The organism is Pirellulales bacterium, from assembly GCA_035546535.1.
Lineage (GTDB): Bacteria > Planctomycetota > Planctomycetia > Pirellulales > JACPPG01 > JACPPG01.
The window spans coordinates 28,940-53,815 of record DASZWQ010000010.1 but is presented as its reverse complement, the minus strand read 5'-3'; the positions used below and the strand labels follow the sequence as shown (position 1 = coordinate 53,815).

Sequence of the window (24,876 nt, the reverse complement as noted above, 5' to 3'; positions counted from 1 at the left end):
CACACCTTGTTCTGGCCGGTGATGCTCGAGGCGTCGGGCTTCAACCTGCCGCGGATGATCCACATTCACGGCTTCTTGACCGTCAACGGCGAGAAGATGTCGAAGCGGCGCGGGACGTTTGTCCGTGCGGCGACGTATCTGGAATATCTCGATCCGGCGTACTTGCGCTATTACTACGCCTCGAAGCTGACGCCGAAGCTCGATGACCTGGACATGAACCTCGACGAGTTCGTGACCAAGATCAACAGCGACCTGGTCGGCAAGGTGGTGAACCTCGCCAGTCGCACCGCGCGCTTCGTCGAAGCGACGGGCCTGGCCGCCAAATACCCGGACGATGGTGGCCGCTTTGCCGCGGCCGCGGCGGCCGGCGAAGAAATTGCCGCAGCCTACGACGCGTGCGATTACAACCGGGCGATGCGCGCGATCATGGCCCTGGCCGATCAGGCCAACAAATACGTCGAAGAGCGCGAGCCGTGGAACCTGCGCAAAGACCCCGCGCGCGCGGCCGAATTGCAAGAAGTCTGCACGGTGGCGCTGAATTTGTTCCGCCAACTGGTCGTGTACCTGGCGCCGGTGCTACCGAGCCTGGCGCGTCAGACCGGTGCGCTACTGAACAAGCCCATCGAGCGCTGGGAAGAAACACAAACGCCGCTGGTCGGCGCGAAAGTCAGCCGTTTTGAACATTTGATGAAACGAGTCGAGCCCGCACAGGTGGAAGCCATGATTAATGCAAGTCGTGAGGAAGCGCCCGGTGGAAAAGATGCAGCGAGTGCGGCGGAAGCAGCCGGCACGCCCGCCGCAACAGAGAACACTTTGCCCGTCGACGGGCCCGAGCCGTTGGCCGCCGAACCGTTAGCGCCGACGATCACGTTCGACGAATTCAGCAAGGTCGACCTGCGCGTTGCGCGTGTCGTCGCCGCGCAGGAAGTGACCAAGAGCAAGAAGCTCTTGCAGCTCACCGTGAGCCTGGGGGGCGAGGAACGTCGCAATATCTTCGCCGGCATCAAAGAGGCGTACACGCCCGAGCAATTGGTCGGCCGGCTGGTGATCATCGCGGCGAACCTGGAACCGCGCAAGATGACCTTTGGCGTCAGCGAAGGCATGGTCGTCGCCTCGGGCCCCGGGGGCAGGGAGGTGTTTGTGTTGAGCCCGGATGCGGGGGCGTTGCCGGGGCAGAGGATACATTGAGCAGTAGTCGGTAGTCAGTAACCAGTAGTCAGTAGGGGGACATTGATGGCTGGGCGGGATTTTCGTGACCTGACTGCTTGGCAGCGCGCGATGGATCTGGCCGAAGCCATTTACGTGCAGACGTCTGGATTCCCGCATCACGAGACGTTTGGGCTACGAAGTCAACTACGTCGTGCGGCGACGTCGCTACCCTCGAACATCGCTGAGGGGCAAGGACGTCGTTCGCGCCGCGAGTTTCGTCGATTCTTGGCAATCGCGTGCGGCTCCCTGAGTGAAGTCGAGACGCAAATCCTGCTGGCCGAAAGATTAAAATACTTGACGCCGGAGGCGACGGCGGACCTGACTGACAAGTGCGCGGAAGTCGGCAGGCTATTGAATGGCCTCTTGCGCTCCCTCGAAACGCCTGAATAACCCGTCTCTACTGTTTTTACTGACTACTGTCTACCGACTACTGACTACTTCTCTCCCCATGCCCTCCACGCCGCACACCGAACGCCACTTCACCGCCACCGAGACGGTGCGCGATGTCGTGATCGGCATGTCGGACGGGCTGACGGTGCCGTTTGCGTTGGCGGCGGGTTTGTCAGGGGCCGTGGATTCCAACGCGATCATTGTCACTGCCGGCCTGGCCGAGATTGCCGCCGGTTCGATCGCCATGGGGCTGGGCGGATACCTGGCGGCCCGGACTGATGCCGAGCATTACCAGGCCGAACGGGCGCGGGAAGAGCGCGAGTGCGATACGGTGCCGGCCGTCGAGGAAGAAGAAGTGGCCGAGATTTTTCGCGGCTATGGACTCACTCAAGCCCAGACCGAACCGATCGTCAAAGCGCTTAGCGCCAACCGCGAGCGGTGGGTCGACTTCATGATGCGTTTCGAACTGGGGCTGGAAGAGCCTGACCCGCGCCGGGCGCGGACCAGCGCCCTGACGATCGCCGGCTCGTATATCGTCGGCGGGTTTATTCCGCTCGCACCTTACTTCTTCATTTCGTCAACGCACGCGGCGCTGTTGGCCTCTGTCGTCGTGACACTCGCGGCGTTAGCCGTCTTTGGTTTCGTCAAAGCCAGACTCACCGGCATCAGCCCCTTCCGCGGCGGGCTGCAAACCGTGGTCACCGGCGGGCTGGCTGCCGCGGCGGCCTTCGCGATCGCCCGAGCCATTGGTTAAATCACCACGGGAATAAAAAAAGACCCTCGGCGCGACTTGCGTCACGCCGAGGGCTCTTTGAAAAACCGGTGGGAGGGTCGACGGTTCTCCGTTCTCTTCCCTGTCCGCCCCGCCACTGACTTGCCGAGTCGCTCCTTCGACTCGTTTCGTTTGTCGGGCCTGCGCCTCCGCAGAGTCGCCGGCCATTCCGGTCTGGGGACCTCGCCCACGATTCGGGAGAAGGTCCCCCCTTGGTCCCAACTAATGGGCCAAGCTGCTTACCGAACCGCCTCGGCGAGCATCTTGGTGTTCGGCACGCTATGCCGGTTCAGCAGGCCGTCTTCCTCGGTCTCGATGACCGTGGCGACGGGGCCGACTTCGCGGACCGTGCCTTCCATGCCGCACACATGCACGTGGTCGCCGGCGTGCAGCCGTTGCCGGGTGTAGTAGCCGGCCAGGATGCCCCCCATCACTTCCTTGCCACCGAGGCCCAGGGCCAGGGCAAACCCGGCCGAGACGGCGCCGAAGGCGATCAGGATCATGTTCTGCAACAGCTCGAACTGGAAGCCAAGCTGATCGAAGGCCGCGATGAAGGTCATCAGGGCCAGGACGTAGTACACGCCGTTGGCCAGGTGTTCGGCATACGAGACGCCCACGCGATCCGCACTCGTGGCAACCACGCCGCGGAGGAACGTAGCAATCAACAGGCCGACCACCACGACGACCGTGGCCACCAGCAGCTTGGGAATGTAGCCGACCAGGGTTTCCATGGCCGTGGTCAACGTCGGCAGATCGAGGATGTTGAACGCGGCGGTCAGGAACACGCACATGGTGAGCCAGAACGTGATCCGGCCGATGATCCACGACACGCTGCGGTTGATACCGACCTGACGCATCGAGTCCAACAGGCCGCTGCGCTCGGCCGCGGTCTGCAGACCCAACGAATCGCTGAGGGCCGAAGCCACGCGATCCAAAACGCGAGCCGCGATATAGCCCACGACCAGCACGATCACCATGCCGACGACGTTGGGGGCCTTGTCCAGGATTTGACCAAAAGCGTGATTGAAGCTGTTCACCAGCGCGTCACGCCACGATTCGACGGTTTGCGGGAAGTCCATGATATTTCTCCTTGTTCCGAGATTTCGGTTGAGATTGAGATTCGTAAGCGAACACAAAAAAGCGCCCGACGTTTCGTTGTCTTCCCGTCGCGGAACCGCGGTATTGTGCGGCGGGTTAACGGCGAATTGTCGAGAGCGTTAAATCCTCTTTTCGATCAAATGCAACCTGCTTAGCCTTCACCAAACGCCCCTCCCTTTCAGGCAGGGGCCGGGGGAGGGTCAAACGTCTCACAACGCACGACCCCTCACCTAACCTCTCCCCTGGCGGGGGAGAGGGATTGATTCAGTTAGCGATGCTTTGTCCGGTCGCCACGGTCTTGGGGAAAAACTCCGGAAAGTGTCAAAGCTGCCAGACCGATCACGGCCTGGCCAAAGTGCAAAATCGCGTAGGGAACCACTTGGAACAAAAACTCGGTGATGTGTACGCCGAACAAGCTGTTGTTCACGCGATCGTGAACCTGCCGATCGAAGTTGCTCGGCACCGGCGGCACGTCTTTTTCCGCAAGCTGTTCGAAGATGTCGAATGTCATGGCGAAAGCGTCCGTTTTTCGTCGTTTCCCTGTGCTTCTTGTTCGACTACTAATTGTTCGACGGTGGGCCGTCATCTCACGTCGCCGACTAACGCATGGCGTCGCCGTGCTTCTGGTTGATCTTGTCGCGGGCGCGGCTGACTCGCATCTTGCACGCGCTCACCGAGAGATCGAAGATTTCGGCCAACTCCTCGTAGCTGTAACTTTCCGCGTATTTCAAAATCAAAAGTGCGCGGTCCGTTTCGTCCAGCCCTTCCAGGAGCGTCATGACGTCCATGCTCAGGTGTTCGCTCTCCGGGCGTGTGCCTGGCGTGTCCAGTTGGTTACCTACGGCCGTGGTTTCGTGCTTTTGCCGGCGCCCGCGCCCGCGGCGAATGGCCAGGCAGGTGCGGACGGCGATGGCGTGAACCCAGGTGGCGTATTTCGAGCGGCCGTCGAAGCGTGCGCGGTGGAGAAACAATCGGACGAAGACTTCCTGCGCGGCGTCGTGAGCGTCGGCCTCGTTGCCCAACAGGCGGTAGCAGATCCGCCACACACGCTGGCGAAATCGCTCGACCAAGGCAACGAACGCCGGCCCATCGGAGCCCTCGCGGGCAGCCTCTGCGGCCAAGGCCTCGTCGGTCTGCTGCAAAACGTCCAAGACTGCTTCCACACGTGCGCGCCCTGTTACTGGCTCTCGCTCGGGGTGACTCCTGTCCACACAGCGTTAGTAGCCGGCCGGGCAGGGCGCAGTCACAAGAAAGGAATCGAAGCGAACCCGCGGAAGGCAACCCTAAGCCGCCCAAGAAGATGTAGCTCACCAGGGCCTTTTCCGCCCCCAATCGAATCATAGGGGGGGTGAACGGGTCAAGGCGAGTTCCTCGAGCCCGTGCGACTCTCGTGGCCGCCAGGATCGCATGAATCGAGCGACATGGACTGTCACGCGAAGTGAAAATGCCGGATTTGACGGCAGGTTGCGAATCGCGGGCGGCAGGAAAGTTCCACGCCAGCGCTGAGCGAGCTCAGCGGCTAACTAAAATCCGCGCTGGATGCCGCATTACGTAGCCGCCGAGCTTGCTCGGCGGTCGCATGACGTTACCGCTACCACTTCAATCCAAACTGGTCGCCGCCGGAGCTTTTGCCGAGGCCCCCTTTGAGGGGCCCCTTGCGCTTGCTGACGATGGGCGGCAGTGGCGTATCGTCTGCTTCCGGCTCTTCCTTCTTCACCGGCACGGGGCGCGCGGCGAGCGCCTTCATCGATAGGCCGATGCGCTGTTGATCCTGGTCGATCGATTGCACCTTCACATCAACGACGTCCCCTTCCTTGACGACGTCGCTGACGCGCCACACGCGCTGGTGCGCGAGCTCCGAAATGTGTACCAAGCCTTCGACGCCCGGCTCCAATTCGACGAACGCGCCGAACTCCATGATCTTCGACACCGTGCCGCGCTGCGTCGTGCCGACCGGATAGTTGAGGGCGACCTTGGTCCATGGATTCTCGGAAAGATCGCGCAGCGCCAGGCTGATCTTGTGCGTGTCGGGATCGATCTTACGCACCAGCACCTTCACCGTCTGGCCGAGTTGCAGCACATCGCCAGGATGCTTCACCCGCTGCCAGGAAAGTTGGCTGACGTGCAGCAAACCGTCGACGCCGCCCAGATCGACAAAGGCACCAAAGGGTTGCAGGCTGCGGACCACGCCCTCGCGAACTTGCCCTTCGGCCAGCTCATTGAGCAACCGTTCTTTGCTGGCGGCCTTTTCGCGTTCGATCACGGCGCGCCGGCTGAGCACCAGGTTGCCGCGCTCCGGTCGCGCCTCGGTCACCACGGCCGGGAATTTCTGCCCGACGAATTGTTCCAGATCTTCGACACGGTAGACGTCGATCTGGCTGGCTGGAATGAAAGCGCGAATGTTGTTCACTTCACATTCCAGACCGCCTTTGTTGTGTCCTGTGACGCGGGCTTCGACGACCACGCCCTCGGCGATATCGCCCCAATTGGCCGCTACGATTGTGGAGTTTGGCAGCGTCAGCTGATAGAGCCCTTCCTCGCCGTCAAAGCGCGTGACGACGACCTCGACGACTTGCCCGACCTTGGGTTCGTCGGGAAACTGCCGCAGCGACAACACGCCTTGATTGCGCCCGCCTAATTCGACGAACACGTCGTCATTGTGAATCGCGAGAATCTTCGCCTGGTGGCGCGACTCGGGCTCGAGGTCTGCTTGCGCGGCCTGCTTCTGTCCTGGATCGAGCACCTCATCGAGTGAGAAGTCACCAAGCGCCTCGTCGACTTCCTTTTGCAACTCAGGCGGCAGCTCGCCGCGAATGCTGGGCACCGGCGTTTTCGTCACCCAACCGCTCGATGGAGATGCCGACGGTCGCGGCGCGGAGGGCGGTGCAGGTGTCGGGGCGGTGACCGTCGCGGGCGCGCTGTCGATCGCCGCCGGGGGCGCGGCCTGCGCGGAAGCCGTCGACGCTTTGGCAACCTGTGCCTCGGCAACCGGCGATTGCGGTGCCGCTTGCGTGGCGGCCACGTCCGAGGCTGTCGCGGTGTTCGGCGCTACTTCTGGGGACGCCACTTCGGGTTTCACGACAGGCTTCGGCTTCGGCCGGGGCGCGAGCGCGGGCGGAATGCGCGGGCGCTGGATGCGGCTGCCGGCACGTTGGGAACCGATGGCGATGCGCTGCGGCGGCGAAGCAGGGGTTTCAGCCGGAGCGGGAGCCGGTCGCGTCGAAGCTGCTTGTGCTTCGGTCGGAGGTGCGGATGCGGCGGGGGTGTCTTGGGGCGCGGGTGCGGATTGATCGCTACTCATCACTCTGTCATCTTGGCAAAAGAATCGACCCTAGGCCACCATCGAATAGGGGCCTACGACGGCCGGTTGCGAGGCGACATTCTACCAACCCTAAACAGCCCAAGGTAGCCAATTGCAGCGAGATCCGCGGTGCTCGTAAGGGTGCGTCTGGGTATCCCCACGGTGCGTCCCGGGGTTGGCCAAACCGGCCCTTTCGACGCGGCTCTCGCCCCCCTTCACCGAACTGCTTTCCCCCCTGCCGAAAAAGCAATACCGAGGCATTTCGCCGATGACTCCCTTCAGCGCACCAGTGTACAACGCCGCGATCGCATCGTTGATCGCTTCCGCAGACTTAAATGAGCTGGGGCCTGGCAAGCCGGATCAATCGCGGCGCGCGGCGCTCGCGGCCCTTTCGCCGGAGCAGATCCTCGCGCCGCACGCGGTACGCGACGAGTCGATGGCCGAGGGCTGCCTGGCGGGACTGTGGCTCTTGTACGACTTTCTCGACGAGTCGCACACGATCAGCCAATCGCTCGACACGCTCGAAGGGAGCTACTGGCACGGCATCATGCACCGTCGCGAGCCCGACTACGAGAATGCCAAGTATTGGTTTCGCCGCGTGCCGGCCCATGCGATCCATGGTGAGCTAATGGCCGGAGCGCGCGAGCTGGCCGTTGCGGCGGATCTCGATCATGCGGCGCAGTTCTTAAGCACCGGGGAGAACTGGGACGCGTTCCGGTTCGTCGACTTGTGCCGGGCCGCGGCGGCGGGTCGATCGTCGAGCGCGTCCTTGTGCAGGCAAGTGCAGCGCCTGGAGTGGCAGTTGCTTTTCGCTTATTGCTGGCGGCAGGCGGGGGGCGCAAGCGCGTGAAATCGACGCCGACGGGGCCCGACAGATGTGGTCGTTCTGGTCGCAAAACCCCACTTGTTGGCTGTCCGGCACGATTTGCTTGTATGACAATTTCGCACCGCTTAAACTAATGATCTCCAGGAAGAGGCACTTCTTACCCCACCGCAGGAACGGCCAATGCTCGATTACGACTTCGAAACTAGTGTTGGATATTGGGTGTTTGCCACGGCGCACGCGCTGAGCTGTGCCATGAACGAGGAACTGGCGGCCCACGGCATCACTTCGCGGCAATGGGAAGTACTGGCCTGCATTTCGCACGATGGCGAGCTGTCGCAATCGGAACTTGCCGAGCGGATGCACATCGAAGCGCCGACTTTGGTGGGCGTGCTCGATCGCATGGAGCGCGACGGTTGGATCGTCCGAGTGACCGACGATAACGATCGCCGCCGCAAGTTGATTCGTCCCACCCCGCGCGCCGAGGAAGAGTGGGCTCGCATGGTGGCCTGTGGCCTGGCCGTGCGTGCTCGTGCCACTCACGGCTTGAGCGAAGACGAATTGCGCGTGCTGCGCGAAACCCTGAAGACGATGTGCGAGAACATGCACGCCTTGGTGAGTGGTCGCGTCGCTCCGCTGCACGCTCAGCCTCAGCCCGTGAACGGCGCGTCGAACTGAGGCCGACGGTATCTCGGGTAATTGATCGAGTGACACGGTGGCGGTGTATCCCTGCGCGCAGGTACCGCACGGCGAGCATGTCGGACTGCCCGTCCGCCGGTGCTTGCCGGGATGCCCCATCGGCCGCCACACGGGGCCCTCATGGTGGATGCATCGGAAGGCGGCTCGCGGCGACTCTCCGGCAAAGCGCTGGGACGTACCTGCGTCGTTCTGGCGGCGCTTCTGTGGAGCACCAACGGCCTGTTCGTGAAGTCGCACGTCTTCGACGATTGGCCGCAGGACGTTCGTGGCACGCTGTTGGCCTTCTGGCGGGCCCTGTTCGCGGGCGTACTCGTACTGCCGGCCGTGCGAAAGCCGCGCTGGGAATGGCGGCTGGTGCCGATGGCGCTGGCCTTCACGGCCATGAACGTCACCTTCCTGCAGTCGATGACACTGACCACGGCCGCCAATGCCATCTGGCTGCAAAGCACCGCGCCTTTATGGGTGTTTCTGTTCGGGCTGACCTTGTACCGCGACGTACACGATCCGCGTGACCTGGTGCCACTGGTTTGTGGCTTGGCCGGCGCGGCCGTGATCCTGTCGTTCGAGCTGCGCACCAACAGCCTGGAATCGCGGGCCGGTGTGGGCGTGCTCTTGGGCCTGCTGTCGGGCATTTCCTACGCGACCGTCGTCGTGTCGATGCGCCGGCTGCGCGGCCATTCGGGCGCGTTTATCGTGGCGCTTAATCATCTGGCGGCCGCCGCGTTGATCGCGCCTTATCTGCTGTACCGCGGCGAAGCGGTGAGCGGCTATCAACTGCTGGTGCTGGCGGCGTTCGGCTTCTTTCAAATGGGCTTGCCGTATCTGCTCTTTGCGCGCGGGCTGCGGGAGATATCGGGTCAGGAAGGAGCGGCGCTGGCTCTGCTGGAACCGGTACTGGTGCCGATCTGGGTCATGCTCACGCCCGCCGGCGAACGCCCGGCCTGGTGGACCGTGGCGGGCGGAGCGTTGATTCTCGCGGGACTGGTAATCCGCTACGTGCAGGCCGAGCGGGCCGCGGAGAATCACGAATGACGAAAATCAAACGTCGAAAGAAATCAATGGCCGAAAATCAGAGGGCCGAGCACCTCATGACCATTCGGCATTGGTCACTTAGTTTTCTTTCGACGTTCGCTCTTCGTCAGTTCCCGATCGCGCTGATCGGATTCGGCGCCAGACACAGCACCGGGATGGCGAGCGAGGCCAGCCCAAGCAGGCGCCGGCCCCACCCCAATTCGACCCTGTCGTTGGCCGTGGGCGGATGTTGCACGCCGATCATCGTGACCAAAAGCAGCATCACCATCCAGCCATAGACACCGCTAATGAGCATGAATGCCACGGCGGCTACCACCACGGCGCGTGCCAGCCAGAATGAGCCTTTGCCGAACAGGGCATAAGATACGTGTCCGCCATCGAGCTGGCTGATCGGCAGCATATTCAGACCGGTGATCAACATTCCAACCCAGCCGGCCATCAACAGCGGGTTCATGGTCAATTCCTGGCCGGGCAGCAGCTCAGGGTGCAGTTTCTGCATCAGAACTCGGAAGAGCAGCGGATCTTGAAAATGGATGCCGGAGGGCGCATTCATCGGGAAGGGTTGCGCCTGTTGAATGCCGATCCAGGCAATCGGCAGCGCCACGACCAGCCCGGCGAGCGGCCCAGACAGCCCGATATCGAACAGCTCCTTGCGGTCGGCTTCGGAGCCTTGCATACCGATCACCGCGCCCATGGTTCCCAAAGGGGTAAAGGGCATGGGAATGAAGAAGGGCAAGCTGGCGGGCACGCCGTAGCGCACGGCCTGAATGAAGTGCCCCATCTCGTGCGCGAGCAAGATACCCATCACGGCCATCATGTAGACCAGCCCATCGTGCCAGCGGCCGATGAGCATGATGCCATCGGCGCCACCCCCAAATCCCGGGAACACCTGGTTCACGAAGTCGTGCCGCATGATCTGGATGCTGGGATTGCTACCGGCCCAGAATGTGGCCACGCATGTCGCCACAAATAGCAGTGCGGGCAAAAGCACGCGCCGCGGCCGCGTGCGATAGCGGCGCGGGGGCAACGGCGGAATCTGGCTCTCGGGGACCGGGCCCGAGGCTACGGTAATCGTGCTGGAAGCCGGATAAGGCGGTTGGTCCGAGAACGGCTCGTACGGCGTGCTCATGAGGCGAGGCAGTTGGGTGGGACAAGGTTCGCCTCGCAGGGTGCGAAGCGCGCGTAGCTTACCAGTAATCTTACGTCGCGCCGACCGCCCTGGGTCGTTCGGAACCCGGCCGATCTACGAGAAACCCGCGGAAAACCGTTAAAAGCTCGGAAGCGTGATCAACGGACTTACCGCCGCGCCGTCATGACACTTCGTGCTGTCATTCCCGCGCGACGGCTACCGCATGCCGTCGACGGCCAGTTTTTTGTACTGGCCGGAGCACCAGCGGGGGATGTCGTTCTTGTACCAGCGCGAGAACCAACTCTCGCTGGGGCCGCCCGGAAGGTTCGTCCAGGCCTCGGGTCGGCTCGCATCGGCGACGAAATGATACGACGGAGCGAACGTCGTCTCGCGCGTGGCCGAGCGCAGCAAATGCCCTTGAAAGGGAGTCGCATGGCAGCCTGGCATGGGCAACTCGGAGGTGTGCAAGCCGAGCGTGCGTCCGACGAGCTGCCCTTCGAAGAACCGGTTCGTAAAGCTGAAGGCGTTCGTCCGGCTCCAGGGCTGGTCGGGCTCGCTGGCTAGCGCGGCGGCCGCTTTGCGAATCAACTGTCCCTTGTCGCGGCCAGCCCACCACAAACTGTCTTGTTTCTTGAGCAGCCGATCGAGACTCGTCACGACCGGCATGGCGAATCCCACGCGCGAGCAGAGATACAGCATGCGCCGCCAGCCGAGGCCGCCATGCTCTGCATCCTGTCCGAAGATTTCCAAAAGAACGTTGCGATAGAGGCGAGAAAAGAGCGTTGCCTCGACGCTCGCCGGATCGTAGCTGCAATTCCAGGCCGACAGCCGATCCTTGATCGCGCCCTCTGGCAGCTCGGGCAGGAATACCTCCAAGAGATCGCGCGCTTGCAAGCTGATGACGTCGTACTGCAAGGCTTGCATGTCTTCGAGGGTGGCGTGATCGAGTGCGGCCAGCCGCTCGTCGATGCGGCGCTTGCGATAACTAGGGACCGGCAAGGTCACAAGTGCCGAGCCATCGTCCCCCAGGATGCTTTCGTTCGCGCTCGACACGTACCCTTCGGGCGGATCGTAGACGCGCGGCAGGAGGTCGGTCGACATCCAGCCCTGCCAGTGATTGCTTTCATCCCAGGCAGGAATGGGCAACAGCCCGCTGTGGCCGTTACCGCGAATGGGGAACTGGCCGTTTGCCTGCCGGCCGATGTGCCCCTCGCTATCGGCAAAGATCCAGCACAAAGTTGGCTGCGGGCATTCGCGCACCAGGTCCATGGCATCAAGCGTGCTGGTGCAACCGACCAGTTCGAGCCAGGTTTGCATACTGCGCTCGCCGCCGCCGGTGTCGCCGGTCCAGGCCGTGAGCAGTTGATAGCCGTCGCCGAGTTGATTGGGGTCGCCGTCGAGCGTGCCTTGCGGGTTGTAATAGACGTTCAGCCGTTCGGGCTCGGCCCCCTTGCGCAAGATTTTTTCTTCGCGCACCTGAAAGTCGACCCATGTCTCGCCGCGACGATACTGCCAGCGCCCCTGGGGGCCCTTGCGGCAGTCTTCGATGAAATAGTCGCTCGTATCCCCCTTGAGATACGTGACGCCCCAGGCGAGCCGGCTCGTGCGAGCCACGGCAAAGAAGGGGCAGCCCGGCAGCGTGGCCCCCATCAGCCAGTCTTCATCCCATTCCAGCGCCGCCTCGTACCACAGGGCCGGCAGCCGGTTCACTTCCAAGTGGGGATCCGAAGCCAAGAGCGCCCCGCCCGAGGCGCTGCGCGCCGGCGCGACCGCCCAGGCGTTGCTGCCGGCCAGGCGCGGCAGATCGGTCAGTAGTTCGAGCGCTTCGTTCGACAGCCGGTTCGAGATTTTGATCTTTTCCAGCAGGTCGAAATCGGCGTTGTCCAAGAGCGGCTCGAACAGCTCGCGCAGCATGTCGCGATCGACGCCGGTTTGAATCAGTTCCAGCAAGATGCGCTCGTTCTGCTGTTGCCCGACGGCCAGCCCGCCGAAATTCAGCAGGTTGCCGATCAACAGCACCGACTGTTGATTCCAGGGGTGCATTTGAAACCCTGTGGCCCACATCGGCAGCGAGCGGCCGTATTGCTTCATGCCGTCGTTGACTCCTTCGCAATACGCCGTGACATTGCTGAAGGTGACGTCGTCGAGCTGCTGTACACCGGTTTCGAGGGTGAGGAACAATCCGGCGCGGCGGAAGAAGCGGTCGGCCTCCAAGAGCTCGGGCTTGTCGGCGATCAGTTCGGTCGAACGACCGCTGGCCACGGCGTGGCCGAAGAGCATTTGCGTCGGCCGATCGACGGCGTGCAGGAAGCCCAGCCCGTACAGGGCGCTGGGAAAAGATCCGGCGTGAATATGAGGTACGCCGTTTTCATCACGAGCCGCGGAGAACCGCCGTCGAGGATTCTTGATCCGTAGGGGCTTCATGGTTGCGGACAATAGCGGGTGCGGTCCGGGACCATCAAGTCTAGCACGCGCCTCCGCGCGAGCAACGCGGCGCGTCGTCGTTCGATGCCCCAAGCGGATGCCTGCGCGTGGTCTCACCGCGTCATGGCGTCGCTACGAAGCAAGACCGCGCAGCCACGAGCGTACGGCTGCCGCGCGTTCACACTCGAGAGCGCGAAGAGGCGTCGAGAACTCGAAGAACTCGGGTTCAGTCTAACCCTTGCGGTGGCGGATTCGCGACCGCATGCGGCGCTTCTTCCGACCCACCTTGCGTCGCCCTTTTCCCGTTTTCTTCGTTCCCACGCGCGTCTCCGCTTTTAGAAGTGATCAACTGGCCTTATTAGCGGGCCACTACACGCTCTCCCGCCGTTGTTTCTGGGAAGGAATCATAACCTATCGGCGCGGGCGCTCTCAAGGGCGATACGACGCGGGGCACAGGCCGTCCGGGCAGTGACGGGAAGTGACTGTTTCACCAGCTTACAGGGGGGCGCTCCATCGCCGCGATTCTTCCAGCGAATGATGAATCAGCACCAACAGCGCACCCGGGTCGTAGGGCTTGCGGACGAAGTACTGGCAGCCCACGGCGCGCGAGCGGCGAATGATATCCGGGCGCACCATGGCGCTGAGCAGGATCACCGGCGTGCCGCAGGTGTTCGGATCGTCGGCCAGTTCCTGGCAGAGCGTGAATCCGTCGATGTCGGGCAGCCGCAGATCGAGGATGATCAGCTGGGGCCGCTCCCGATGCGCCGCCGCACGACCTTGGCTGCCGGTGGCTGCCAGGCTGACAACGAAGCCCTGCTGCTGCAATTGCGCCGACAGGGCCGAGACGATCGAAGGCTCGTCGTCGATAATCAGGATCCGATCGCCCTCGCCCGTGGTCACCGGGCCGGTTTGGGGCTGCAACAGAACGGGGGGAGACTGCTGCTCGACTGGCATGGTCCGATTTGCTCGTGGGGTGCGGTCCGCGGCGGGGTCGGGGGCGAACCAAGGTGGGCTTCGAACGTTTCGTACGCTCGCTCTCTGGCAGCGACCGCTACCAACGCCGCGCTGCAAGAGACGGATTGGGCCAACGTCCGGCGAAGCCGTGCAAACGTAGGTTGCACGCACTGCGCGTCAAATGCGGTAAGAAGCGGCCGAGAAACGGCACGGGGTACCCGGCAAGGGCGCCGGGTTTAACGATTGTAGGGGCCCGCGAACTTAGCGCTTCTTCCAATCGATGCCTGACATCGAGGCGAGCGCCAGCTCGAGGGCGTGCGTGCCGTCGCGCGAGTGCCCTTGCGCCGCGAGCGCCACGTATAACTGGTGCGCCAGAGCCAGGCCCGGCATGCACAAGTTCATCCGTTTCGACTCGGCCAGGGCGATACCCATGTCCTTGATGAAATGTTCGACGAAGAAACCGGGGTCGAAATTGTTGGCGATGATCCGCGGACCGAGGTTCGATAGCGACCAACTGCCGGCAGCGCCCGGGGCGACCGACTGCATGACGGTTTCCAGGTTCAGTCCGGCGCGATATCCGTACAACAGCGCCTCGCAGACGCCGATCATGTTCGTGGCGATCAGCGTCTGGTTGACCATTTTGGTGTGCTGCCCGGCGCCGGCTCCGCCTTGATGAATGATCGTCTTGCCCATCGCCTCCCAGCAGGGGCGCAAGGCTTCGACCACCTGGGCGTTGCCGCCGATCATGATCGACAGCCGGGCCTCGCGGGCGCCGATGTCGCCGCCGGAAACGGGGGCATCGATGCTATGCACGCCGCGCTTCTGAGCGGCCGCGGCGATCTCCTCGGCCAGCGACGGCTCGCTCGTGGTCATATCGACGAGAATGTTGCCCGCTTTGCTGCCGGCGAGCGCCCCTTGCGCGCCGAGCATGACTTCGCGCACATCTTTCGGATAGCCGACGATCGCGAAGATCACATCCGAGTTTTCCGCCACGGCCTGCGGCGAGTCGCCCCACTTGGCCCCCTTGGCCAAGAGCGGCTCGGCGCGCTTGCGCGTGCGGTTGTAAACCGTCATGGCAAAGCCGCGGTCGAGCAGATGGCCGCACATGCTTGCGCCCATGACACCGGTGCCGATCCAGCCCAGGCGGGTCTTTCCGGGTGCGATTTCAGGAATAGCCATCGTGAACCATCCTCGCGGGGGGCCGATAATTGCTGGAATAAAGCTCGTGCTGGCCGCGAGTATAGCGGTGCGGCAGGGTCGTGTCATCGAGCCGCGGGCCGAAAGGCGGCTCGCGGCGCATGGAAAAACGAGCGGTCGGCGGCACCCGCTGCGGCGACGCAGCTCTGATGCCGCACGCGTTGCTAGCATTATCGGCAACGCGGAAGATGCATCGTTTGCGAAGAGTAATCGGGACCGAGCGCTTGTGCGAGATTTTCCGCTTCGCCCGGCACGAATGATTGTGAAGGGAGACGCCGTTTCAAGGTCGGGCCCAAGGAGGTCCTCGAATGCCACGACAGCTATCCGCCGCCCTCACCCTACTGATCACGGCTGCCGTGGCCTCGCGGGTCATGGCCGAGGATCCGGCAGAGCCGGTAGAAGCAGCGCCGGCCGAGGCCGTGCCCGCTGCGCCCTCGTCGCCGACGTTCCTGCCCAGCTTCCCCTGGCCGCGATTCAATCCGCAATTGCTGGTGCCGACGCCGATCTTGCGGCGCCGCGCGTGCGCCGCGGATTACAAAGTTCCTTGCCAGCGCGGCGTTGCCATTCTTTCGCCGCTGGAGAGTCCGGATCACTGCGACTATCCGGTCGGCGGGAAGTGCGTCCTCACGCCGTACTACCCTGATTACTGCGCGCATCGCAAGAAAGGCCCGCGCATCTTCATCCCCGGCAATGGCGTCGGATATTTCTCGCGCCGTGGAAAGCGTGTCGCCGGCTACGGTGAGGAATTCGTGGACGAGAATGGGCAGGCAATCACCGAGACCGGCTACGGCGCGTATCAAGGCGCCCGCCAGGACGAGGAGAACCTGTTGCGCCTGGGCGGATTCTCGGGTGAAGACGCCGAGCAAATCGATGCCGACGGCGCGGCATGCGACGTCGACGCTATCGAGATGGTGCCGGCCGCGCCGTAGGCGGAATTCCCCAGTCGAGCCAAGCGCCGACGGTCGACGGGCGGTTTACGACTCGCCTTGCAGCGGATGCGGCTTTTGGTCCTCCCGACTCGACGATACCTCGAAGTCTTTCGGCCGACCGACGCGGAACGCGGCATGGCAACCAGGTTGACCGGGCAAATGACAGCCGTAACGCAAAGGGCACGCGTCGCTAACGCGTCGCCGGCGGCGGCCCCACGCCCACCGGCGGCAAGTACGCCGGACGACTGGTATCGACGGGCTGAACATCTCCCGGCGGACGCAGCGCGGCAACTTCCTGCGCCGGGTACCCGAGCGCGTGGAATAGCTCGAACTCTGCGCGGTTGTATTCCGCTACCGTGCTGAAATATTGCTTGTAGCCGTCCCACAGGTGTTCAAGAGCAATCACGGCTTCTTGCGGGCGGTAGACTTGCACCAGCACGTTTCCGAAGCGCGTGGTCTGTGCCAGTCCTTCATAGTTTCCCTCGTAAGTGATCAGTGCCTCGCGCATTGCGCGTTCGGCCTGCACCACGCGCACCGCGGCCGCTTGCAGCCGTGCCTGGGCCCGCGTGACGTCACCGGCGACCGCGTCTTGAATGCGAAACTGCTCGATAATCGACCGCGATTGCTCGCCGCGCTGCTCCTTGATGCGCGCCATGTTGCCGAAGCCCAGCCCTTCGTACTGCCAGAGGGCCTGCGGGCTGAGGTCGTCGCGCAGGCTCCACAAGTTCATCTGCCGATCGAAGCCGATACCTTGCGCGCCGAATTCAATGTATTCGTTGGGCGTCTGGAAGCCGTTCAACATCAGGCTGGGCATCAGGAGCCGACCTTTCTCGCGTCGAATCATTTGCGCCACGGAGCGCACCAGCGCTTGTTGCGAAGCCAGTTCCGGACGGTTGATCAGCCCGATGGGGATCAACTCGTCGAGGCCGCGGCTCGGCTCGATCAACGTGATTTGCAGATGATCGTGTTCCATGGGGACGACCACCACGCGCGGATCGAGTCGCAACAACTGGGTTAGATCGGCGCTTGCGACGCGCCACATTTGCCGGGCCGAGGCGGCCTCTTGTTGCAGATCGGCGAGCATTCTCTTGGCACGATCGACCTCGACCTTGGGGACCAGATCCTGGCTGAGAAAGGCGATCCGCTCGACCAGTTTGTGGCCGCGCTGGACCGTATCGACGATGCCCGCATAACGACCGCGGAACTCGTGTACGCTGAAATATGCCTTGGCGGTGTCGAACAGCGCGTCGTTCTTGGCGGACTGAATGTCCCAACGTTTGGAGTTCAGGGTCTGCCGCGCGGCGAGAGGTTGAAAGATGGCGTCGGTCATGGCGACGTTTTGCGTCAGGCCGATGCCGCTGTACATGAAGTTGATGTTCTGATTCAGCGGGCGCGCATCGGTATTGAGGCCGCGATTGAAATCCGGCCCAAAGCCGTCGTGGCGGATGTAATCGGTGCCGGCGTTGAATTGGGGCACCCACAGCACCTTGGCGCGCTGCAACTGGGCCTCGGCGACCCAGGCGCTCGCCTGCGCAGCGGTGACCAGCAGCGGCCGCGCGTCGGCCAACCTCAAGGCCGTCGCCAGGTTGATCGGCAGCGCCAGGTCGGTCTCTTCCAGCTGCGCAGGTTTCAGCGTCATGATTCCCCGCAGCGCGGGATCTTCCTTGGGATCCGCGGCGGGCAAGCTCGGAATCGGACCGGGGGTTGACTCCTGATACCCCGGATTCGGCAATGACTCAGGCGGCGTGACGCGCTCGGACTCGTCGGCGCGGCGCTGTGACGAAACCTGCATCACGCGCAGCGCCGAGGCGGAGGCCGACGCCGAGCTTTGCGCCTTCGGGGGTGCGATGGCGTTCTGTTCGTCGGTGGCCGTCGCACGGCCCGTCTGTCGCGGCCCCGAATAGCCTGAGTAGTAACCAACACCTTGCCCTGGAGCGGCGTAGTCGCCCTTTTTCGAAGAGGCGGCGCCGGTCATTCGCGGCGCGTCCGCCCGACACATCTTTGGCCCCGTCAGCAGGAGGAGCAGCAGTGCCAGGAGGGCGCACTGCATCGAACGGGAGCTTCTACCTTTGCGCGTCTGCGAATTTGGCATGGCGAATGACCTTTGAATGTCATCGAGTGGCCGGCGGCGGGCCGATGCCCACCGGCGGCAAGTAATCGGGACGCACGACGTCGACGGGAAGCGCCTCGCCGGGCGGCCTGAGGAAAGCGATTTCTCGGGCCGGGTATCCCAGGGCGTGAAACAGCTCGAATTGTGCCCGGTTGTAGTCGGCCACCGTGGCGAAGTACTGATCGTAGGACACCGACAGATTCTCGAGCGAGGCGTCGGCTTCCTGGGGACGATACACCTGAACGAGGATGTTTTCGAAGCGCTTCGTTTGCTTGAGACCCTCGTAGTTTCCATCGAAGGTAATGACCGCTTCGCGGAGAGAGCGCTCCGCCTCGACGACGCGCACGGCCGCCGCTTGCAGCCTGGCCTGACTTTTCGTGATCTCGGCCACGATCTCGTCCTGCAGCTTGAAGAGATCGACGATGGCTTGCGATTCCATGCCGCGCTGTTTCTTGATTCGGGCAAGGTTGCCGAACCCTAAGGCATCGAGCTGCCAGATCGCCTGCAGGCTGACATCTTCGCGCAGGCTCCAATTGTTCATGTTGCGGCCATAGCCCAGGCCGTAGACCACGCCTTGCATGCGCATGTCGCCCGGCGTCTGAAAGCCCGTGAGCAAGAAGATTGGCAGCAGCGGCCGATTCTTCTCCTGTCGCACGCCGATTTGTGCGGCCTGGATAAGGGCCCGCTGCGAGGCAATCTCCGGCCGGCTGCCGACGCCGATGGGCATGAGCTGGTCGAGCGGCGTGTCGGGTTCGATCAACGTGATCTGCAGATGGTCGGGCTCGAGTGGCGCCACGATGACACGGGGATCGAGCCGCAACAATTGCGTCAGATTCGCGCTCGCGACGCGCCATTGCTGCCGCGCGTAAGCCGCGCGTAGCTCCATCATGGCCAGCATATTTGCGGCTCGGTCGACTTCCACGCGCGGCACGAGGTCCTTGCTCAACAGTTGAATGCGCTCCAGCAGCAAGCGACCCCGCGCGACGACATCGACGGCACCCGCATACTGGCCGCGATACTGGTGGACCGCGAAGTAGGAATTCGCCGTGGCCAGCAACGCATCGTTCTTGGCCGTCTGAATGTCATAGCGCCGCGAATTCAAGATTTGCCGGGCGGCGAGCGGCTGGAAAATCGCCTCGGTGACCGGGAAGGTCGCGAAGAAGCTGCCGCCGATCCACATGGCGTTCAGATTCTGATTGAGCGGTCCGCCACCGCCGGGGAATCCGAAAGAGGGATGGTTCACGCCGCGATTGAAGTCCGGACCAAACCCGTCGTGACGGTAATAGAGGACGCCGAAATCGAGTTCCGGGACCGCGACCAGCTTGGCGCGCTGGAGCCGCGCCTCGGCCACCCACGCGGCGGCCTGCGCTGCGGTTACGATCAAGGGCCGAGCATCAGCGAGTCGCAAGGCGCTCGCCAGGTTGATGGGAAAGGCGCGATCCGTTGCTTCGAGAGGCGCCGCTTTCAAAGTCGGTGCTATCCGCGCGGTCGATAGGGTGCGGCGGCCGTAGGCATCGGCCGGTGCCGCCTGCGGCGCCGGAGGCGCTTCCGTGACGGTTCCCGGGGGCGATGATCGCACGCCGTCCGCGGTCGACTGGCCGGAGGACAACTTCGGGCTGGCTGCGAGCGCAGCCGAAGCGGCGACGGCGAACCAAAGGTGTTGCCGTCGCAATCGAGCGAGACTTGCCAGCTTGACCAGGCACTGGAACATAGCGCTCCGCCGCCTTGATTCGAAACGAGCGAGCAGGACTGAAATCGTCCGGCAGCGGCCCGCAAAATCAGTAAAAGCGCCAAATTCAGCGCAATCGGCAAGGTTGGTGCTAGCGTCGAAAAGTCGCGATCCAAGCGGAACTTAGTGGCGTCGCTGATCGCGGCGAATGCCCACGACAAGCCGCCACGGCGTATAAGGGTGACAAATAGTCACATCTGCGATTGCAGTCCGATGGCACTTGCCCGGCAGTCGCGCGAACGGCGGCATGGCAAGCGTCAATCGGTCTTGCCCTTCGACGCGGTCGAAGTCGGGTCGTTTTTGGCAGGCTGGCCGGAGTCGGTCCGCACTTTTTCGCCGTCGATGAGTTGCGACAAATCGCCCAGAATGACACGCTCGCTTCCATCGAAGGCGACCCAGGCTGCCTGCTTCTCGCTGTCGCTATCGCTGCTGGCGGTGCGGTGCCTGAGGACCTCGATGTTGTCGCCGTCACTGATGCCGGTGGCGATTTCCGTCCGCACGGCCCGCTCCTGCTGGTACAGCCAGCAGAACGTTTGATCGCCGCTGTATTCGATAGCTTCCAGTGGCAAGCTGCGAACTCCCTGCCGCTCGAGCTTCAGCTTTCCGTAGGCGTACATGCCAGGGCGGATCTTGGCATCAGGATTGTGCAAGTCGATTTCCGCGCGCAGCGTGCGGCTCGTGGTGTTGAGGCTCCAACTGACACGCGTGACGCTGGCCGGAATCTCTTCATCACGATAGGCGCGGATGAGCACGTTGGCGGATGTCCCCTGGTCGACGTAATCCGCATCCGATTCGGGGACGTCGACGAACACGCGCACCACGTCCAGCCGATCGACGACGTAGATCGGCGCGGCCGATCCGCTGGGCGACAAGTGAGGTGACTCGCGCATGGCGGTAGGATCGCCCGTCGCCGGCAGCACGAAATCGCCGGTGTTGGCGTTGCGCGACACGATCACGCCGTCGAAGGGCGCATAGAGCTTAAGGTATCCGACCCAGGCCTCGAGCCGCTTGACCTCGCTCGTGGCGACGGCCAGATCCGCGCGGGCCACGCCGACGTCGACGTTCGCTTTGCCGAGATTGGCCTGCTCGGAAAGTAACTCCGCCTTGGCCTTGGCGATCGTTGCCTGGGCCTTGTCGCGGGCCGCGGCGCTCGACTTGAGTTGATTCCGCGATTCCAACAAGACTTGCGGATCGACCACACCGCGGTCCGTCTCGCGCTGTAGTCTTGCGACTTGCACGTTCCAGCGATCGACCTGGGCCTGGTAATCGGCCAGGATGGCCTCGGCCTCTTCGAGGCGCGCCTTGGCGGCCTCGACGTCGGCCGCGGCGACCTCGACGAGCTTCAGCGCCAAGTCCACGCGCTGTTTGTCCAATTCGACCGTGGCTTTCTTGGTACCCAGATCTTCGACCAACTCAGGCACGAAGAGGTTGGCAAGCACGTCTCCCTTCTTGACGGTGTCGCCGATGTCGACGATCCAATTCTCGATGTAAGCCGTCATCTTCGGATAGATGCTCGTGCGTTCGTAGCTTTGAACGAAGCTCGGCTGCCCGACGATGCGCGTGATGTCGCGCAGCTCAGGATGCACGACACGAACTGCCGGGGCCCCGCTGCTGGTCTTGAATTGGATTTCGGGCTCGCGGCATCCGAAGGCCACCGCGGCCAGCGCGAGCAACGGCGCAAGCCACGCCGGCACGAGCGACCGCTGGGCGATCCTGCCAAGGGACGGGCACGACATTCAATCACCTCCCGACTCCGGTGTCTTCTCGGAGAGTTGCTTGTCGAAATACTTGCTGTCCTGGTCGCCGGAAAAGATGGACGGCGAGCGCGCGGCGCTTTGGCCGATAAGGGTGGCGAAGATAGCGGGGATCACGAGCAGCGTGGCGACGGTCGACATGACGAGCCCACCGATCACGGCGATCCCCAGCGGCGCTTGCATCTCGCTGCCGCGTTCCAGCGCAAGCGCCATCGGCACCATGCCGACCGTCATCGCGCAGGCCGTCATCAAGATCGGGCGCAGCCGCTCGTCAGCTCCCACGACGGCCGCTTCGGCAGAAGATTTCCCACCCCGCCAATGCTCGGCCATGAAAGCGACCAGTAGCACGGAGTTCGAGACGGACACCCCCAGGCTCATGATCGAGCCCATGAACGATTCGATATTCAGCGTGGTATTGGTGGCGTACAAGGCGACGGCGACGCCCGCGAGAACGCTCGGCACGGCGCCGATCGAGATCAGGCCCAGGCGCGGCGATTGGAAATAGCCAGTGAGGAGGACCAGGATGACGAACACGGCGACCGCCAGGCCGATGCCCAGCGACTGAAACATTTCAATCATCTGAGGAAACTGGCCGAGCGGTTCGACGCGGACGCCTTCGGGCGGCTCGCCCGCCGCGGCGATGGCCCGCGACACCTGGCGCGAGGCCCTGCCCATGTCTTCGCCTTCGACATTCGCGGTAACGGTCAAGTATCGCTGCGACATGACCCGGTCGTACTCGCCTGGCCGCTTGCCGCGGCGCACCGTGGCCACGTCGCGAATCATCAAGTTGACGAGCGGATTGACGCCAGCCAGCGGCAGGATTTCGACGTCCTCGGGCGTGGCCATGCGTTCCGGCGGCAGCAACACTTCGACCAGGTAATCGAAGCCGGTATCGACGTCGATCCAATAGTTCAAATCCGTGAAGCGCGTCGAGGAAGTGGCCATGACCAGAGCACGCCGCAGGTCCTCGACGGTCACTTCGCTGAGGCCGGCTTTCTCGCGATCGATATCAACCTCGACGGTCGGATAATCGAGAGTCTGCTCGAACTGAATGTCGCGGAGGCCGGGAATCTGTTTCATTTTTGCCACCACCAGCTCGGCGTGCGCGCGGACGTCGTCGAGGTCGGTACCCACCAGCCGGATGGCGATGGGCGTCGTTGCACCAAAGCTCATGACTTGCGTGATGATGTCGCCGGGTTCGAAGCCGAAGGTCGCCTTGTCTGCCTCTTGTTGGGCCACCTTCTTGGACAAGCCTCCCTTTTCGAGCCGCTCGGCGAGCCAGGGCGTGACTTTCTCCGGTAAGAGCTTGCGCAGATGCTCGCGCAGAGCGGCGAGCTCGATGCCACTATCTTCGCGCAGTTTCACGCGCAATTGGCCGTCATCCGGGCCCCGCATGAACAGCACCATGTTGTCGATGCCAAAATTCGGCGCGACTTGCCCCACAAAGCCCATCGTGATGGCGACATTGTCGGGACCGACTTCGTCTTCGATCGTTTGCAGGCACTTGACGCCCATTTGTCGGGTCAGTTCGAAATTCGAGCCTGGGGGCGGCCGGAACCGCAGCACGAATTCACCCGCGTCGATTTGCGGAAACAGTTCCGTTCCCACGCGCAGCCCGATGAGCCATAGGATCAAGGCGCAAGCCACGAGGTACGCTGCCGTGATCACCCAGCAATGGCCCACGAAGCGCTCGACCATGCCACGATAGGCATCCGTGAACCGTGCGAAGAGCCCTTTCTTCCCCCCGTGGTGCTCGTGCCCCTTCACCAGGTACACCGACAGTATGGGCGCGAACGTGACCGATAGCACATAGGACGTGATCATGGCGAAACCGACTGCCAGCGTCAGCGGCATGAAGAGCGACCGCAGCGGATCCTCCATGATGAATGCCGGCACGAATACCGACAGAATACAGACCAAAGCAAGCAGAATCGGCACGGCCGTCGCTTGTGCGGCACGATAAATCGCGGTGGAAATGTTGTCCGTGTTCTGCATCTGGACGTGCAAGTTCTCGATGATCACGGTCGACATGTCGACGAGAATGCCGATCGACAGCGCCAGGCCGCCCAGCGACATGATGTTGATCGTATTTCCCGTTACCCACAGGCCGAACATCGAGCCCAGCAGGGCTAGCGGTATATTCGCCACGACGACGACGACGCTGCGCAGGTCGTGGAGAAACAACAGGATCATCAAGCCGGTCATGCAGGCGCCGATCGCTCCCTCGGTCGCGACGCTTTCGATGGCGTGTACCACGGTGGGCGATTCGTCGAATTCGAAGCTGATCTTGACCTTATCTCGATACTGTTTTGGAAGGACGCTGTGAAACAATGACATCGACTTGCGCGTATCGGCGACGACTTCCAGCGTCGACCCGGTGTCCTTCTTGATGATGGGCAGATAAACCGACTTGCTGCCGTTTACCAGGGCGTAGCCGTACGTGATGTCGGTGCTGTCCTGCACGACGGCCACGTCGCGCAAATAAACGTTCTTCCCGATCTTCAGCGGAATGTCGCCGATGCGCTGGATATCGACGACCGTCGCATTGTTGTGCACGATGGGCATCGAATCCTTGACGTAGATGTTGCCCGACGGAATGATCGTGTTGCCTTCGGCCAAGGCATCGACGACGTCTTGCGGCGACAAGTTATAGTCGCGGAGCTTTTGCGGATTCACCCGAACGATGATCGATCGCATGTTCGGTCCAAACGGCGAGATGGCCACGGTGCCGGGTACGTTCTTCTGCACCTGCGGTCGAATCAGATTCTGGGCCCAGTCGCCCAAAAGGCCGAGCGACACTTCCTTGCTTTCCAGCATCAGGTAACCGACCGGTATGCTGCCGGCGTCCATGCGCATGATCATGGGCGGCAGCGTTCCCTTGGGCATCCACGACATGGCTCGGTCGGACATGGCCACGACCTGGGCCATGGCCTGCCCCATCTCGGTGCCGGGAAAGAACGACAGCTCGCACAACGCGACCTGCTGAATGTTCCGCGACTTGATGTCTTGGATGCCGTCGACGTATTGGAAATACAGTTCCAATTGATTGACGATGAACCCTTCCATCTGGTCGGGGCTCATGCCCATGTAGTCGAGGAAGACATAAATCTTGGGCACGTTGAGCGCGGGAAAGATGTCCACGCGCATGCTGCTGTAAGCCAGCAGGCCGCCACTAATGATTGCCACGACAAGCATCAGCGTCGTGACGGGGCGGCGCAAAGCGAGCGAGGTGAGATTCATCGTTCGCTCCGAAGAATCAATCGCGAGTCGCGGTCCCCCCTGCGGCCACCTTTGGCTCAGGCCGCGCCACCCTTAGAGGGCGGCAA

Annotated in this window: 19 protein-coding genes; 7 read left to right on the top strand and 12 right to left on the bottom strand. The window is 62.8% G+C overall.

Annotated elements, in window-relative coordinates; genetic code table 11:
* From metG to VHD36_01025, 3 genes are all read left to right on the top strand, one after another.
* The coding region (gene metG, locus VHD36_01035; protein HVU85874.1) for a methionine--tRNA ligase subunit beta at positions 1 to 1,188 on the top strand (1,188 nt) is incomplete at its 5' end.
* Positions 1,189 to 1,233: 45 nt separating this feature from the next.
* Entirely contained in the window at positions 1,234 to 1,599 is a 366-nt protein-coding gene (locus tag VHD36_01030) for a four helix bundle protein (GenBank protein ID HVU85873.1), read from the top strand.
* A gap of 58 nt (positions 1,600 to 1,657) precedes the next feature.
* On the top strand, positions 1,658 to 2,353 hold the full coding sequence (locus tag VHD36_01025) for a VIT1/CCC1 transporter family protein (protein HVU85872.1): 696 nt from the start codon (positions 1,658 to 1,660) through the stop codon (positions 2,351 to 2,353).
* A gap of 257 nt (positions 2,354 to 2,610) precedes the next feature.
* Here the strand turns inward: VHD36_01025 and VHD36_01020 are convergent, their stop codons facing one another.
* The 4 genes from VHD36_01020 to VHD36_01005 all read right to left on the bottom strand — a co-directional run bounded on the left by VHD36_01020 (position 2,611) and on the right by VHD36_01005 (position 6,548).
* Positions 2,611 to 3,450, bottom strand: coding sequence for a mechanosensitive ion channel domain-containing protein (locus VHD36_01020; GenBank protein HVU85871.1), 840 nt, complete (start codon positions 3,448 to 3,450; stop codon positions 2,611 to 2,613).
* Positions 3,451 to 3,737: 287 nt separating this feature from the next.
* Entirely contained in the window at positions 3,738 to 3,980 is a 243-nt protein-coding gene (locus VHD36_01015; GenBank protein HVU85870.1) for a hypothetical protein, read from the bottom strand.
* Positions 3,981 to 4,068: 88 nt separating this feature from the next.
* Positions 4,069 to 4,632 carry an RNA polymerase sigma factor gene (locus VHD36_01010; protein HVU85869.1) on the bottom strand — a complete coding sequence of 188 codons (564 nt, stop codon included), beginning with the start codon at positions 4,630 to 4,632 and terminating at the stop codon, positions 4,069 to 4,071.
* A gap of 428 nt (positions 4,633 to 5,060) precedes the next feature.
* Positions 5,061 to 6,548 (bottom strand): S1 RNA-binding domain-containing protein, encoded by a 1,488-nt coding sequence (locus VHD36_01005; GenBank protein HVU85868.1) that lies wholly within the window; start codon positions 6,546 to 6,548, stop codon positions 5,061 to 5,063.
* Between the two features lie 490 nt (positions 6,549 to 7,038).
* On the opposite strand from VHD36_01005, the gene VHD36_01000 reads away from it, so the two are divergent.
* The 3 genes from VHD36_01000 (at position 7,039) to VHD36_00990 (ending at position 9,324) form a co-directional block, all read left to right on the top strand.
* Positions 7,039 to 7,620 (top strand): hypothetical protein, encoded by a 582-nt coding sequence (locus VHD36_01000; protein ID HVU85867.1) that lies wholly within the window; start codon positions 7,039 to 7,041, stop codon positions 7,618 to 7,620.
* Between the two features lie 156 nt (positions 7,621 to 7,776).
* Complete coding sequence (locus VHD36_00995; protein HVU85866.1) at positions 7,777 to 8,271, top strand: MarR family transcriptional regulator; 495 nt, start codon at positions 7,777 to 7,779, stop codon at positions 8,269 to 8,271.
* A gap of 141 nt (positions 8,272 to 8,412) precedes the next feature.
* Positions 8,413 to 9,324, top strand: a complete 912-nt coding sequence (locus VHD36_00990; protein ID HVU85865.1) for a DMT family transporter — start codon at positions 8,413 to 8,415, stop codon at positions 9,322 to 9,324.
* 106 nt (positions 9,325 to 9,430) lie between these two features.
* Here the strand turns inward: VHD36_00990 and VHD36_00985 are convergent, their stop codons facing one another.
* From VHD36_00985 to VHD36_00970, 4 genes are all read right to left on the bottom strand, one after another.
* The gene (locus VHD36_00985) at positions 9,431 to 10,453 is read right to left on the bottom strand and encodes a site-2 protease family protein (GenBank protein HVU85864.1); all 1,023 of its coding nucleotides are present in this window, start codon (positions 10,451 to 10,453) and stop codon (positions 9,431 to 9,433) included.
* 216 nt (positions 10,454 to 10,669) lie between these two features.
* Complete coding sequence (locus VHD36_00980; GenBank protein HVU85863.1) at positions 10,670 to 12,877, bottom strand: penicillin acylase family protein; 2,208 nt, start codon at positions 12,875 to 12,877, stop codon at positions 10,670 to 10,672.
* 495 nt (positions 12,878 to 13,372) lie between these two features.
* Positions 13,373 to 13,831, bottom strand: coding sequence for a response regulator (locus VHD36_00975; GenBank protein HVU85862.1), 459 nt, complete (start codon positions 13,829 to 13,831; stop codon positions 13,373 to 13,375).
* Positions 13,832 to 14,092: 261 nt separating this feature from the next.
* Positions 14,093 to 14,995 (bottom strand): NAD(P)-dependent oxidoreductase, encoded by a 903-nt coding sequence (locus VHD36_00970; protein HVU85861.1) that lies wholly within the window; start codon positions 14,993 to 14,995, stop codon positions 14,093 to 14,095.
* A 341-nt stretch (positions 14,996 to 15,336) separates the two neighbouring features.
* Here VHD36_00970 and VHD36_00965 point away from each other — a divergent pair, with 341 nt between their 5' ends.
* Positions 15,337 to 15,957, top strand: coding sequence for a hypothetical protein (locus VHD36_00965; protein HVU85860.1), 621 nt, complete (start codon positions 15,337 to 15,339; stop codon positions 15,955 to 15,957).
* Positions 15,958 to 16,147: 190 nt separating this feature from the next.
* Here the strand turns inward: VHD36_00965 and VHD36_00960 are convergent, their stop codons facing one another.
* From VHD36_00960 to VHD36_00945, 4 genes are all read right to left on the bottom strand, one after another.
* Positions 16,148 to 18,007 carry a TolC family protein gene (locus VHD36_00960; protein ID HVU85859.1) on the bottom strand — a complete coding sequence of 620 codons (1,860 nt, stop codon included), beginning with the start codon at positions 18,005 to 18,007 and terminating at the stop codon, positions 16,148 to 16,150.
* Positions 18,008 to 18,068: 61 nt separating this feature from the next.
* The gene (locus VHD36_00955; protein HVU85858.1) at positions 18,069 to 19,646 is read right to left on the bottom strand and encodes a hypothetical protein; all 1,578 of its coding nucleotides are present in this window, start codon (positions 19,644 to 19,646) and stop codon (positions 18,069 to 18,071) included.
* A 407-nt stretch (positions 19,647 to 20,053) separates the two neighbouring features.
* Positions 20,054 to 21,532 (bottom strand): efflux RND transporter periplasmic adaptor subunit, encoded by a 1,479-nt coding sequence (locus VHD36_00950; GenBank protein ID HVU85857.1) that lies wholly within the window; start codon positions 21,530 to 21,532, stop codon positions 20,054 to 20,056.
* Positions 21,533 to 24,790, bottom strand: a complete 3,258-nt coding sequence (locus tag VHD36_00945; protein ID HVU85856.1) for an efflux RND transporter permease subunit — start codon at positions 24,788 to 24,790, stop codon at positions 21,533 to 21,535.
* Positions 24,791 to 24,876 lie beyond the last annotated feature (86 nt).

Coding starts and splice junctions, on each gene's coding strand:
- VHD36_01030 (HVU85873.1), top strand. CDS start 1,234: ATGGCTGGGCGGGATTTTCGTGACCTGACTGCTTGGCAGCGCGCGATG.
- VHD36_01025 (HVU85872.1), top strand. CDS start 1,658: ATGCCCTCCACGCCGCACACCGAACGCCACTTCACCGCCACCGAGACG.
- VHD36_01020 (HVU85871.1), bottom strand. CDS start 3,450: ATGGACTTCCCGCAAACCGTCGAATCGTGGCGTGACGCGCTGGTGAAC.
- VHD36_01015 (HVU85870.1), bottom strand. CDS start 3,980: ATGACATTCGACATCTTCGAACAGCTTGCGGAAAAAGACGTGCCGCCG.
- VHD36_01000 (HVU85867.1), top strand. CDS start 7,039: ATGACTCCCTTCAGCGCACCAGTGTACAACGCCGCGATCGCATCGTTG.
- VHD36_00995 (HVU85866.1), top strand. CDS start 7,777: ATGCTCGATTACGACTTCGAAACTAGTGTTGGATATTGGGTGTTTGCC.
- VHD36_00990 (HVU85865.1), top strand. CDS start 8,413: ATGGTGGATGCATCGGAAGGCGGCTCGCGGCGACTCTCCGGCAAAGCG.
- VHD36_00985 (HVU85864.1), bottom strand. CDS start 10,453: ATGAGCACGCCGTACGAGCCGTTCTCGGACCAACCGCCTTATCCGGCT.
- VHD36_00980 (HVU85863.1), bottom strand. CDS start 12,877: ATGAAGCCCCTACGGATCAAGAATCCTCGACGGCGGTTCTCCGCGGCT.
- VHD36_00975 (HVU85862.1), bottom strand. CDS start 13,831: ATGCCAGTCGAGCAGCAGTCTCCCCCCGTTCTGTTGCAGCCCCAAACC.
- VHD36_00965 (HVU85860.1), top strand. CDS start 15,337: ATGCCACGACAGCTATCCGCCGCCCTCACCCTACTGATCACGGCTGCC.
- VHD36_00960 (HVU85859.1), bottom strand. CDS start 18,007: ATGCAGTGCGCCCTCCTGGCACTGCTGCTCCTCCTGCTGACGGGGCCA.
- VHD36_00950 (HVU85857.1), bottom strand. CDS start 21,532: ATGTCGTGCCCGTCCCTTGGCAGGATCGCCCAGCGGTCGCTCGTGCCG.
- VHD36_00945 (HVU85856.1), bottom strand. CDS start 24,790: ATGAATCTCACCTCGCTCGCTTTGCGCCGCCCCGTCACGACGCTGATG.